Source organism: Nocardia thraciensis, from assembly GCF_054782435.1.
In genome coordinates this window covers 346,287-359,635 of record NZ_BAAGSM010000023.1, presented here as the reverse complement: position 1 = coordinate 359,635, position 13,349 = coordinate 346,287, and the positions used below count along the sequence as shown (strand labels likewise).

Annotated in this window: 1 protein-coding gene and 1 pseudogene; both read left to right on the top strand. The window is 72.7% G+C overall.

Annotated elements, in window-relative coordinates:
• Window positions 1-58 precede the first annotated feature (58 nt).
• Window positions 59-7,975, top strand: a pseudogene (locus ACYVLQ_RS15315) (SDR family NAD(P)-dependent oxidoreductase); the annotation flags it as partial.
• Window positions 7,958-13,345: an HAD-IIIC family phosphatase gene (locus ACYVLQ_RS15310; RefSeq protein WP_460698268.1), complete on the top strand. Its 5,388-nt coding sequence runs from the start codon at window positions 7,958-7,960 to the stop codon at window positions 13,343-13,345. The pseudogene ACYVLQ_RS15315 and the gene ACYVLQ_RS15310, both read left to right, overlap by 18 nt.
• Window positions 13,346-13,349 lie beyond the last annotated feature (4 nt).

The following is a 13,349-nucleotide window of genomic DNA, read 5'->3' as shown; positions in this document are numbered from 1 at the left end:
GCCGCGGCTGCGCCGGGATCGCTCCGAACCCGGGCAGACCGCCCCCTGGGACCCCGACGGCACGGTCCTGCTGACCGGTGGCACCGGGGTGCTCGGCGGGCTCGTCGCCCGTCATCTGGTGTCCGAGCACGGAATTCGGCATCTGCTGCTGCTCGGTCGGCGCGGCGCGAATGCTGACGGCGCCGACGCGCTCGCGGCCGAGTTGCGGGCGGCGGGCGCCGACGTCCGGATCGAGGCGTGCGATGCGGCGGACCGGGACGCGCTGGCGGCGGTGCTCGCCACGATCGCGGCCGAACACCCGCTGACCGCGGTGGTGCACGCGGCCGGGGTGCTCGACGACGGCGTATTCGCCGGGCTCACCGCCGAGCGCCTCGACACCGTGTTCCGCCCCAAGGTCGATGCCGCCTGGCATCTGCACGAGCTGACGGCGGAGCTGAATCTGTCGGCGTTCGTGCTGTTCTCGTCCGCGGCGGGCGTGCTCGGCGCGCCGGGTCAGGGCGGCTACGCCGCCGCGAACACCTTCCTCGACGCGCTGGCGCACCACCGCCGCGGCCGCGGACTGCCCGCTACGGCGCTCGCGTGGGGCTGGTGGGAGCGTGCCACCGGCATGACCGGCCATCTCGACGGCGCCGACCGCAGCCGCCTGACTCGCGGCGCGGTCGCGGCGATGTCGTCGGAATACGGTCTCGCACTGCTCGATTCCGCGCTGCGGTCGGACCGACCGCTGTTGGTGCCCGCGCGGTTCGACACCGCCGCGGTGGCCGAGCTGGACGAAATCCCCGCGCTGCTGCGCGGTTTGGTGCGCGGGCAGCGGCGTACCGCGGGGGCCTCCGACGCGGCGGCGCGCTTCGCCGCCCGGCTGGCCGGACGCTCCGTGGCCGAGCAGGAGGAGCTGGTGCTGTCGGTGATCCGGGAGCACGCGGCGGCGGTGCTCGGGCACGAGGACGGCCACACCATCGACGCCGCGACGGCTTTCCGGGAGGCGGGATTCGATTCACTCGGCGCCGTGGAGTTCCGCAACCGGCTGCAGCGCGCGACGGGCGTGCGGCTGCCCGCGACCGCCGTATTCGACTACCCGACACCGATCGCTCTCGCGCGTCGGCTGCGGACCGAATCGATGGGCGAGTCGGCGGCCGTCCCGGTCGTCACCGTGGCTCCCGCCGCCGACGACGATCCGATCGTGATCGTCGGCACCGCTTGCCGATTCGGCGGCGGGATCGCCTCGCCCGACGACCTGTGGGAGGTGCTCGCGGACCGTCGCGACGTGCTGTCGGACTTTCCCGACGACCGCGGCTGGGACACGGATTCGCTCTACCATCCCGACCCCGACAACACCGGTACCACCTACACCAGGACCGGCGCATTCATCGACGGGGTAGCCGATTTCGACGCCGGGCTGTTCCGGATCGGCCCGCGCGAGGCGGCCGCCATGGATCCGCAGCAGCGTTTGCTGCTCGAGGTGTCCTGGGAGGCGCTGGAACGCGCCGGGATAGACCCGAAATCGTTGCGTGACACCCAAACCGGCGTGTACGCGGGCGTGCTGTACCAGGACTACCTGTCCCGCCTGGAGGGCCGGGTGCCGTCCGAGGCCGAGGGGTACCTGGGCACCGGCAACGGCGGCAGTGTCATCTCGGGGCGGGTCGCCTATTCGCTGGGTCTGCAGGGGCCCGCCGTGACCGTGGATACCGCGTGCTCGTCGTCGCTGGTCGCGATGCATCTCGCGGCGCAGGCGCTGCGGGCCGGGGAATGCTCGATGGCGGTCGCCGCCGGTGTGACCGTCATGTCGTCTCCGCACGTGTTCATCGAATTCTCCCGTCAGCGAGCGCTTTCCGCGGACGGCCGCTGCAAGGCCTTCGCCGACGGCGCCGACGGCACCGGCTGGGGCGAGGGCGTCGGCGTCGTGATCCTGGAGCGCCGCTCGGACGCGATCCGCAACGGGCACCGACCGCTGGCCGTGCTCGCGGGCTCGGCGGTGAATCAGGACGGCGCGAGCAACGGGCTGTCCGCACCCAACGGCCCCGCGCAGCAGCGCGTGATCGCGCAGGCGCTGGCCCATGCGGGGCTCGGCGCGGGCGACGTCGACGCGGTGGAGGCGCACGGCACCGGCACCGCCCTGGGCGACCCGATCGAGGCGCAGGCGCTGCTGGCCACCTACGGGCGGCAGCGTCCGGCCGATGATCCGCTGTGGCTGGGCTCGGTGAAGTCGAATATCGGTCACACCCAGGGCGCTTCGGGCGTCGCGGGCGTGATCAAGATGATCGAGGCGATGCGGCGCGGCGTACTGCCCGCGACCCTGCACGTGGACGCACCGAGCAGCCGCGTGGACTGGGCGGCCGGTGCGGTGCGGCTGCTCGGGGAGCCGCGGGAGTGGGCCGCGAACGGCCGCCCGCGCCGGGCGGCGGTGTCGTCGTTCGGCATCAGCGGCACCAACGCGCACGTCATTCTCGAGCAGGCCGCCGCGGTCGGCGTGGAGGCGCCGGAGCGGACGCGGACGCTGGAGTCGGTGCCGTGGGTGCTGTCCGGCGCGACCCGCGCCGCGGTGGTGGCGCAGGCGGCTCGGCTGCTGGAGTACGTGCAGGCGCGCCCGGAACTGGACATCCTCGACGTTGCCTGGTCCCTGGCGACCGGTCGTGCGCTGCTCGACGAGTGGACGGTCGTGGCAGGGCCGGATCGGGAACATATTCTGCGCGAATTGCGGGCGCTGGCAACAGGTTCCGACACCGAGGTCCGGTGGGGTTCCGAGGAGACGGCGTGGGCGGCGCTGATCCGGGACCCGGCGAGCTTCTTCGAGGGGACGGGTGCGAGCCGAATCGACCTGCCCACCTACGCGTTTCAGCGCAAGCGCTACTGGCTCGAGCCGTCGGAACCCGCGGGCGGCCGCGAGCCGGTCGTCTACCCGCTGTCCGCGCGGACTCCCGCCGCGCTGCGCGAGGTGGCGGCCGGGCTGGCCCGCACCCTCGCGGCGGATCGCAGGTCGGACCTGCCCGCGCTCGCGCGATCGCTGGCGCGCCGTCCACACGCGGAATACCGTGCGGCCGTGGTGGCCCGCGATCGCGGCGGGCTGATCACCGGATTGCATGGCCTTGCCGACGAGCAGCCCGCGGCCGGGCTGGTGTCGTCCCCGGCGGCCGCGGTGCGGGGCAAGCTGGCGTTCGTCTTTCCCGGCCAGGGCGCGCAATGGGTGGGCATGGCCCGCGACCTGCTCGACGAATCCCCGGTATTCCGTGCGCAGTTCGAGCGGTGCGACGCCGCGCTGCGCCCGCTGACCGACTGGTCCGCCGCGGCGGTGCTGCGCGGCGAGGCCGGGGCGCCGTCGCTGGAACAGCTGCTCGATCGCGAGGAGATCGTGCAGCCGGTGCTGTTCGCGGTCATGGTGTCGCTCGCCGCGGTGTGGCGCGATCGGGGCGTCGAGCCCGATGCCGTGATCGGGCACAGCCAGGGCGAGATCGCGGCGGCGCACATCGCCGGTGCGCTGAGCCTGTCCGATGCCGCCGCCGTGGTGGCGCTGCGGAGCCGGGCCATGGCCGACAACGACGGCACCGGACTCATGGCGGTGATCGGGCTGCCCCGCGACCAGATCGAGCAGCGCTTGGCGGCGCTGGACGGCCGGGTCTCGGTGGCGGCGGTCAACAGCGGCCGCGCGACGGTGGTGTCCGGTGAGCCGGAGCCGCTGCTGGCACTGCTGGACGAGCTCGAGCGCGAGGATGTGTTCACGCGGCGGCTCGCGATCCGCCGTCCGTCGCATTGCCGACAGGTGGAGCCGATCCGCGAGCGCCTGCTCGCCGACCTCGCCGAACTGGCACCGCGGCCGAGTCACCTGCCCTGGTACTCCACCGTTCTCGGCGCGCCTGTCGGAGAACGGATTCCGGACGCCGAGTACTGGTACGACAACCTGCGCGATACCGTCCGTTTCGCCGAGACCGCCGAGGCGATGCTGGCGGACGGCTTCCGGTACTTCGTCGAAATGGGCATGCACCCCTCGCTGGTGGCCGCCCTCGACGCCATTGCCGAGGACGCCGGGCACGAGATCGTCGCGGCCGGGTCGCTGCGGCGCGGCGAGCACGGACCGACCTGCCTGCACGAGGGCCTGGCGCAGCTGTATGCCGGTGGCTACGCGCTGGATTGGGAACGGATGCAGCCGGGTGGCGGCCGGGTCGACGCGGTCTCGACCATGACTCACCTGGGACTGCGGGATGTGGACCATCCGATCCTGGACGCGGTGGTGCCGCAGCACAATTCCGGCGGCGTTCTGCTGGCCGGGCACCTGTCCCAGGCCAACTGCCCGTGGCTGTCCGACCACGGCGTCTCGGCCGGTGGCACCTGGGTCCTGCTGCCCGGTGCGGGTCTGGTCGAACTCGCCCTGCGCGCGGCGCGCGAGGTCGGCTGTGCCGGGATCGGCGAGCTGGTCCAGAGCGCCCCGGTGGTGATACCGGCCTCCGGCGGGCTCGCGGTGCACGTGGCGGTCGGTGGGCCCGACGCCTCCGGGGAGCGCGGCATCTCGATTCTCTCCCGGCCGGACTCCGATGCCGCCGCGCCCTGGGTGACTCATGCCGAGGGCACCTTGTCCGCTGTGCCGCAACAGGTTTCGGTGCTGCCCGCACCGACCGACTGGCCGCCGGTCGCCGCCGAGGCGCTCGACCTGGAGGAGCTGTACCGCGAACTCGCTGCGCGCGGATACATATTCGGCCCGGCCTTCCGCGGGCTGCGGTCGGCGTGGCGGCGCGGTGACGACATCTTCGCCGAGGTCGTCGCACCGGAACCGGTGCGCCGCGACGCCGGGCGCTACGGCCTGCACCCGGCGCTCGCCGACGCGGCGCTGCACGCCGCGGGCTTCGCGGGCCTGGCGGCGCGGGAGGGCCGGGTGCTGTTCCCCTTCTCCTGGTCCGGTGTATCGCTGTACGCCGCCGGATCGTCGGCGCTGCGGGTGCGGCTGGGCCGGACCGGTGAGGGCCGCGTGCGCGTCGCTCTGTCGGACGAGGCGGGAAATCCCGTGGCACAGCTGGATTCGCTGGTGGTCCGCGAGGTGCCCGAGTCGCGGTTGCCCGCCATCCTCACCCGCGCGCACGCCGGGCCGGTGCGCGGCACGGAGCGGCCGCAGATCGTCGCCCGCCTGGCCGGGCTGCCCGAGAACGATAGGCGCGCACTGCTGCTCTCGACGATCCGCGCCTACGCCGCGGAGGTGCTCGGCCACGACGGCGGTCACGCCCTCGAACCCGAATCGACCTTCCGGGACCTGGGTTTCGACTCGCTGGGAGCCGTCGAACTCCGTAATCGCCTGCGTCAGCTGACCGGTCTGAAGCTCCCGGCCACCACCGTCTTCGACTACCCGACGCCGCAGGACCTGGCCGACCATCTCGTCTCGATACTGGCGCCCTCGCAGGTCGCGGACGCCCCCGAAAGCGCCGAGCCCACAGCGGATCCCGCCGCCGACCCCGTGGTCATCGTGGGCATCGGCTGCCGGTATCCGGGCGGCGTGGAGTCGATGGAGGACCTGTGGGAGGTCGTCGCCGAGGGCCGCGACGTGCAGTCGCCGTTCCCCGACGACCGCGGCTGGAATCTGGACGAACTGTTCGACCCGGATCCGGACGCGCCGGGCCGGACCTACACCCGCTCCGGCGGATTCCTGCACGCCGCAGCCGATTTCGACGCGAACTTCTTCCGGATCAGCCCCCGTGAGGCGGCGGCCATGGACCCGCAGCAGCGGCTGATGCTCGAGGTGACGTGGGAAGCCCTGGAGCGGGCGGGAATCGACCCCAGGACGTTGAAGGGGAGTTCGACCGGTGTCTACGCCGGGGTCTCCTACACCGACTACGCGGCCCGGCTGCACGGCCGGGTGCCCGACGGCGCCGAGGCCTATCTCGGCGAAAGCATCACCACCAGTGTGGTTTCCGGGCGGGTGGCCTACACGCTCGGGTTGCAGGGCCCCGCGGTGTCGGTGGACACCGCGTGCTCGTCGTCGCTGGTCGCGCTCCATCTGGGCGCGCAGGCGCTGCGGGCCGGGGAGTGCACGCTGGCGGTGGCGGGCGGTGTGACCGTGATGTCGACCCCCAGCGTGTTCGTCGGGTTCTCGCGTCAGCGCGGGCTCGCGCCCGACGGGCGGATCAAGGCGTTCGCCGAGGCCGCCGACGGCACCGGCTTCTCCGAGGGCGCGGCCGTCGTTGTGCTGGAACGTCTTTCCGACGCCGTCCGCAACGGGCATCCGGTGCTCGCGGTCGTGCGCGGGTCGGCGGTGAACCAGGACGGCGCGAGCAACGGCCTGTCGGCGCCGAACGGACCGTCGCAGCGACGCGTGATCGCCCGGGCGCTGGCCAACGCGGGCGTCGCGGCCGCCGAAGTGGATGTGGTGGAGGCGCACGGCACCGGCACCACGCTCGGCGACCCCATCGAGGCGCAGGCCCTGCTGGCCACCTACGGGCAGGACCGCCCGGCCGATCGCCCGCTGTGGCTGGGCTCGCTGAAGTCCAATCTCGGTCACACCCAGGCCGCTTCGGGGGTCGGCGGTGTCGTCAAGATGGTCGCGGCGATGCGGAACGAGGTGCTGCCCGCGACGCTGCACGTGGATGCCCCCACTACACACGTGGATTGGTCGGCCGGTGCGGTGGAACTGCTGACCGCCGCGCGCAAGTGGCCGGTGAACGGTCATCCGCGCCGCGCGGGCGTGTCGTCGTTCGGGATCAGCGGCACCAATGTCCACGTGATTCTCGAACAACCGCCGGCCCTCGACGCGATGCCCGTCGTCGACGGGGACGCGGCGGCGGGTGAGCGGCCCGCCCTGCTGCCACTCGCGCTGTCGGGCACGACTTCCGAAGCGGTGGCCGCCCAAGCGCGCAGGCTCCTCGAGCACCTCGAGCGTCATCCGGACCTGGATCCGGTGGATGTCGGCTGGTCGCTGTCGGCGACCCGATCCACCTTCGACGCGCGCGCCGTCGTGCTCGGCGACGACCGCGACCGGCTGCTGGCCGGGCTGCGGTCGCTGGCGGCGGGCGCACCGTCCGCCGATGTCGTGCGCGGGCACCGCACCGGCAGCGGCGAGACGGTGTTCGTCTTCGCCGGTAACGGTTCGCAATGGCCCGGTATGGCACTGGAATTGCTGGACACCGCACCGGCTTTCGCGGACAGGCTGCACGAATGCGCCGACGTACTGGGCGAATTCGTCGACTGGTCGCTGATCGACGTGCTGCGCGGTGTCGAGGGCGCGCCCGAACCGGACCGGCTGGACGTGGTGCAGCCGGTGCTGTTCGCGGTGGCGGTCTCGCTGACCCGTCTCTGGGAATCGCTCGGCGTGCGTCCGGCCGCGGTGATCGGGCATTCGCAGGCCGAGATCGCCGCCGCCTGCGTGGCCGGTGCGCTCACGCTGCGCGAGGCGGCGCGGCTGGTCGCGCGGCGCGGCCGGGCCCTGGCCGCCCTCGCGGGCTCGGGGGCGATGGCGACGCTGGCGAGCCCCGCGGCGGCGGTGCGCGAGCGAATCGCGCAGTGGCACGGGCGCATCGAGGTCGGGGCGATCAACGGCCCCGCCTCGACGGTCGTCTCCGGCGACCGGGCGGATATCGAGGAACTGCTGGCGCAGTGCGAGGCCGACGGCACGTGGGCGCGCCGCATCGCGGTCGACTATTCGTCGCATTCGCACCACGTCGAGGCCGTGCGGGACCGCTTGGACGAGGCGTTCGCCGATACCGCCCCGTCCGCCGCCCCCGTCGCGTTCTTCTCCACCGTGCGCGGCGAGTTGCTCGACACCAGCGCACTCGACGCGGACTACTGGTGGCACAACGTCCGCGACGCCGTCCTGTTCGAGGATGCGGTACGCGCCGCCTACCGGGCCGGGTACCGGTCGTTCGTGGAGGTGGGGGTCCATCCGCTGCTGACCACCGGCATTCAGGAGACCGTGGACGCCGTCGACCCCTTCGCCGACGTCTACATCGGCGCGACGTTGCTGCGGGAGGACGGGGGACTGCGCCGCATGCTGACCTCGGCCGCCCGATTGCACGCGGCGGGCGGGACGGTCGACTGGGCGGGCTTCTACGCGGGTTATGGCGGGCGGCGCGTCGATCTGCCGACCTATGCCTTCCAGCGCTCTCGCCACTGGCTGCAGCCGACCGCCGCGGACACCGGTGTGGCGGAATGGGATTCGTCCGGCCACCCGTTCGTGACCGCGGTGGTGCCGCGGCCCGAATCGGATGCGGTGACGCTGATCGGCTCGCTGTCGGTGCAGACCCAGCCGTGGCTTGCCGACCACACCGTCTCCGACGTGATCGTGTTCCCCGGCGCCGGGCTGGTCGAGCTGGCGGTGCGTGCGGGCGACGAAACCGGTTGCGGCACGGTGCGCGAGCTGATCCTGCAGGCGCCCTTGATCATTCCCCGGCGGGGTGCGGTGCAGGTGCAGGTCGTCGTCGGCACCGAGGCCGACGGTGAGCGGCCGGTGACGATCTACTCCCGGCTCGGCCGCGACGGCGGTGCGTGGCGCCAGCACGCCCACGGGGTGCTGACGAGCGGTGCGCCGACGATTCCGCCGGAAGAGTTCGGCGCCTGGCCGCCCGGCGATGCCACCCCGGTCGACCTGGACGGCGCCTATGCGCGGTTGGCCGCGCGCGGCTACGGTTACGGCCCGGCCTTCCAGGGGTTGCGTTCGGTTTGGCGGCGCGGCGACGAACTGTTCGCCGATATCGGGCTGCCCGCCGGTTGCGACGCGGGCGGTTTCGGCCTGCATCCGGCGCTGCTCGACGCCGCGCTGCACGCCGCGCTGATCGTCGACGACGACAGCGATCAGGTGCTGCTGCCGCTGGCGTGGAACGATGTGACCGTTTCGGCGGTCGGCGCCACGTCGCTGCGGGTGCGGCTGCGTCGATCCGAGTCCGGCGGCGCGGCCCTCGTCGCGGCGGACCCCGCTGGGCAGCAGGTGATCTCGGCCGCGTCGGTCTATGCTCGTCCGATTCCCGCCGAGCAGCTCACGGTCGGGCTTTCCGGTGCGCGGCGGGACCTGTACCGGGTGGAATGGCGGCCCGTCCAGGCGCCGGTCGTGCCGGAGGGCTCGCCGGTCACCGTGGTGGAGAGCCCGCCCGGAGCCACGGCCGAGGCCGTGCATTCCGCCACCCGGGAGATGCTCGCGACGCTGCAGGACTGGCTTGCCGACGAAAAGCACAGCGGGACAATTCTTCTGGTGCACACCAGGCATGCCGTTGCCCTCCCCGGCGAGGACGTGGCGGATCTGGCCGGTGCGGCCGTGTGGGGTCTGGTGCGATCGGCGCAAACGGAGAACCCGGGTCGAATAGTGCTGGTGGACACCGACGGTCCGCTGGATATCGTGGCCGCCGTCGCTGTCGGCGAACCGCAGGTGGTGATCCGCGGCGACCGGACCCATGCGGCCCGACTGGTCCGAGAGCCCGGCGCCGAGCCGGAGCGCCCCGCGCTGGCGGGCGGCTCGGTGCTGGTGACCGGCGCGTTCGGTGCGATAGGCCGAGTCGTCGCGCGACACCTGGCGAGCGAGCACAAGGTCGGGCGGCTGCTGCTCGCCGGTCGCCGCGGGCTGGACACCCCCGGTGCGGGCGAACTGGTCGCGGAGCTGACCGCCCTGGGCGCCGAAGTGGTTGTCGCGCAGTGTGATCTGGCCGACGCCGAGAGCGTGCGGGAGCTGGTCTCCGATACGGCGCTGACCGGTGTGGTCCACGCGGCGGGCGTGATAGACGACGGGACCGTCGGTTCGCTCACCCCGGACCGCCTGGATGCGGTGCTCGCCCCGAAGGTCGATGCCGCGCTGCATCTGCACGAGGCGACCGCGCACCTGGACCTGTCGCTGTTCGTCCTGTTCTCCTCGGTGTCCGGCGTGATCGGCTCGCCGGGGCAGGCGAACTACGCGGCGGCGAACGCCTTCCTGGACGGCCTGGCCGCGCACCGGGTGGCGCGGGGCCTGCCCGCACACTCCCTCGCGTGGGGCATGTGGGCCATCGGCCTGTCCGACTCGGTCTCGGGCAGCGACCGGGACCGGATCCGCCGCGCGGGAGTGGAGGCCCTCGCGCCGGGCGATGGAATGACGTTGTTCGACACCGCGATCGGGCTCTCGGAACCGGTTCTCGTCCCGGTGCGGATCGATACCGCAGTATTCGACGGGGTCGTGCCGCCGCTGTTGCGCGGCCTGGTCAAGGCGGCGCCCCGGCGGGCCGCGGTCGCCGCGGCCGCCGATCCGGCCGCCGCGCCGCGGTTCGCCGCGCGCGTCGCCGGATTGCCCGAGGATGCGGCCGTAGCCCTGGCCCTGGACGTGGTTCGCGAACAGATGGCCGCGGTGCTGGGGCACGCGCAGTCGGCGGATATCGGCGCCGAACAGTCCCTGCAGAACTTCGGCTTCGACTCGCTGACCGTCGTGGAGTTGCGAAATCGATTGCGTGACAGCACCGGCGCCGTCGTCGCGGTGTCCGCGATCTTCGACAACCCGACTCCGCTGGCGCTCGCGCGCTACCTGGTGGCCGCCGTGGCGGACGGAGAAGTCCCGGCGATCGTGCGCGCTGAGGACGCGGAGGTGCCCGAGGTCGAATCGTGGCCGGCGCCGCGTGACGTCATGCGGCTGATTCGCAGTGCCCAGCACGGGGTTCCGGCGGCGGCGCACACCGTCGCCATGGCGGTCCGGCTCGATGCCGAGCTCACGGCGCCGGAACTGGAAGCGACGCTGGACCGGCTGGCCGGTCGGCACGCGGCCATGCGCACCGCCATCGTGCCGAGCGCCGAATACGGCCGCAGCCTGGAAGTGCGGCGAGCACCCGCGGGCCCGCTGCTGCGCGTGGACCGCGTCGCGGATCTGAGCGACGACACGGTGGCCGAGCGGCTGCGGGTCCTGCTGGAGCCGGCGTTCGATCTGGCCACGGACCGGCTGTGGCGGTTCGAGCTGCTCGAAACCGACTCCGGCGCAAAGGCTTTGATCTTCGGTGCGCATCACAGCGTGTCCGATATCGCATCGATGCTGCTGGTGGCGGGCGAACTCGATGCCGAGCTGTCGGGTCGGCCCGCGGCGGCGGCCGCCTCGAATCGCGATATCGACGACCTCGTCACCGCTCAGGAGCGGCGGGCCGCCGAGACCGGAAATGCCGATTGGCGTGCGGAATTCAGCGGTTGCGGCCGGATCGATCTGGTGCCGCCCGAAGCCCGCCCGGCGGCGCGGTCCTACCGGTCCGGAACGCTCGCACTGGATCTGCCCGACGGGCTGCTGGACCGGGTGTCGGAGCGAGCGCGGGAGTTGGACATCACCCCGGCCGCGTTCTTTCTCGGCGTCCTCACTGTGCTGCTGGCTCGCCGCCGGAGCCTCGAAAAATTCGTGCTCGCCGTCCCCGTCGATACCCGGATCTACGGCGACGCACCGGATGCCGTCGGATACTTCGGTGTCCCGATGCCGTATCCGGCGACGGTCGATGCGGGCGAGCCGGTGGCGGAGGTGCTGCGGCGCACCGGTTCCCGACTGCGCAGGCTGCTCACCCACGGCACCGGGTTCTCCGATGCGCTGGCGTTGCTCGCGGCCGAGGGACTGTATCGGGACAACGCGCCGATGGTCGAGGTCTACTTCAATTTCCTGCGCTCCGGCCGGGGCTTCGACCGTCTGGAGGCGGTGCCCGCCGCCAGCGGGAGCACCGACCTGGACCTGATGGTGACGGTGATGGCGGATCTGGGCCGGATCGGGGTGATCTTCAACCGCGACATCCTCGACGAGGACGCCTGCGCCGAACTCGGGGCGGAGTACCTCGGCCTGCTCGCCGAGATTGCCGAGAGTCCCGACCGGCCCGTCCGGCCGCAGCCGCCCGCGCCCTCCCCGGCCGTGGCGTTGGGCGCGACATTCGCGCTGGGCTCACTGCCGCAGCTGTGCGGGCTTGCGCTGGAAGGGATTCCGGTCGCCGAGGCGCCGTACCATCACGTGCTGACGGCCCTGCGGGATCCGTCCGGCGTCTTCGCGGCGTCGTCCACGGGTCTCGGGGTGGTCCTGTTGCGCGGCGCGGACTTGGAACGGTTCGGGCCGGTTACCGACGACGTGCTCGCGGAACTCGCCGCGGGGTACCCGGCGGCGGTGCGGTCGCTGACCGAGCGGACCCGGCGGCCGCTGATCATCGGCTTCCTCCCGTCGCACACCGTCGAGGAGCGGTTCGTGCGGTGGGAGCGGCAGGTGGCCGATGACCTGCGCGAACTTCCCGGCGTCGCCGTGGTCGAGGCGGACCGGTGGGCTCGGCGCCATCCGGTCGAGGATCGATTCGACGAACGCACCGAGGCGCTCGCGCATCTGCCGTTCACGCCGGAATTCCAAGCGGCGGTGGCACTTACGCTGGCCGATATCGTCGCCGCCGCGAGCGCCCCCGCGCCGAAGGTGATCGCGGTGGACGGTGACGAGACACTGTGGAGCGGGGTGGCGGGCGAGGTCGGCGCGGAGGCCGTCGACCTCACGGGGCCGCGGGCCCGCCTGGCCCGGCGACTGTCGCAGTGGCGGTCGGCGGGTGCGCTGCTGGTCCTGGTCAGCAACAACGACGACGCCACCGTGCGCGCGGTGCTGAATCGCCCCGACGCCATCCTGCGGGCGGAGCACTTCAGTATGATCTCGACCGGATGGCGGCCCAAGACGGAGCGTCTGACCGAGGCCGCGCGCGAATTGCGGCTCGGGATCGACAGTTTCGTGTTCCTCGACGACAATCCTGTCGAAATCGCCCGCGTCCGTGCCGAATTGCCCGAGGTGCTGAGCCTCACCTGCCCAGGGGCCGACGAGCTGGACGGATTCCTGCAGCGGCTGTGGCCGGTCGTGCCGCTGGCGGTCACCGCCGAGGATGCCGCCCGGTCGCGGTTCTACGACCAGGAACGTGATCGCGAGGCGGTTCGCGACAGCACGGAGTTCGCGGAATTCCTCGCGCGGCTGGAACTTCGGGTGGATGTCGCGGAGCTGACCGAGGAGACCGCGGAGCGCTCGGCCCAGCTCATCCGCCGCACCAACCAGTTCGCGCTGCACGCGGTCGCCGCGGGAGAACTCGAACGGTGGCGCCGCGACGGCGAGGTGTGGACGGCCACGGCCCGCGACCGGTTCGGGGACTACGGCCAGATCGCCGTGCTGGCCGTGCGCGCCGAGGCGGACGCGCTGCGGGTGCTGGGCTGGCACCTGAGCTGCCGCGCGCTGGGTCGCGGCGTCGAGGAGCGGCTGCTGGCCTGGCTCGCCGACCGAGCCGACGACCTGGGCCGCGACCGCGTGCGCCTCACGGCACACGACACCGGCCGCAACGTCCCGGCCCACCGCCTGGTCGCCGCCCTCGGCGACGGCGATCCCGACGCCCCGACGCTCGACGTCACGGTATCGCCCGACCGACTACGGGCCTACCGGTCGTGGAAGCAGCGATAATGAA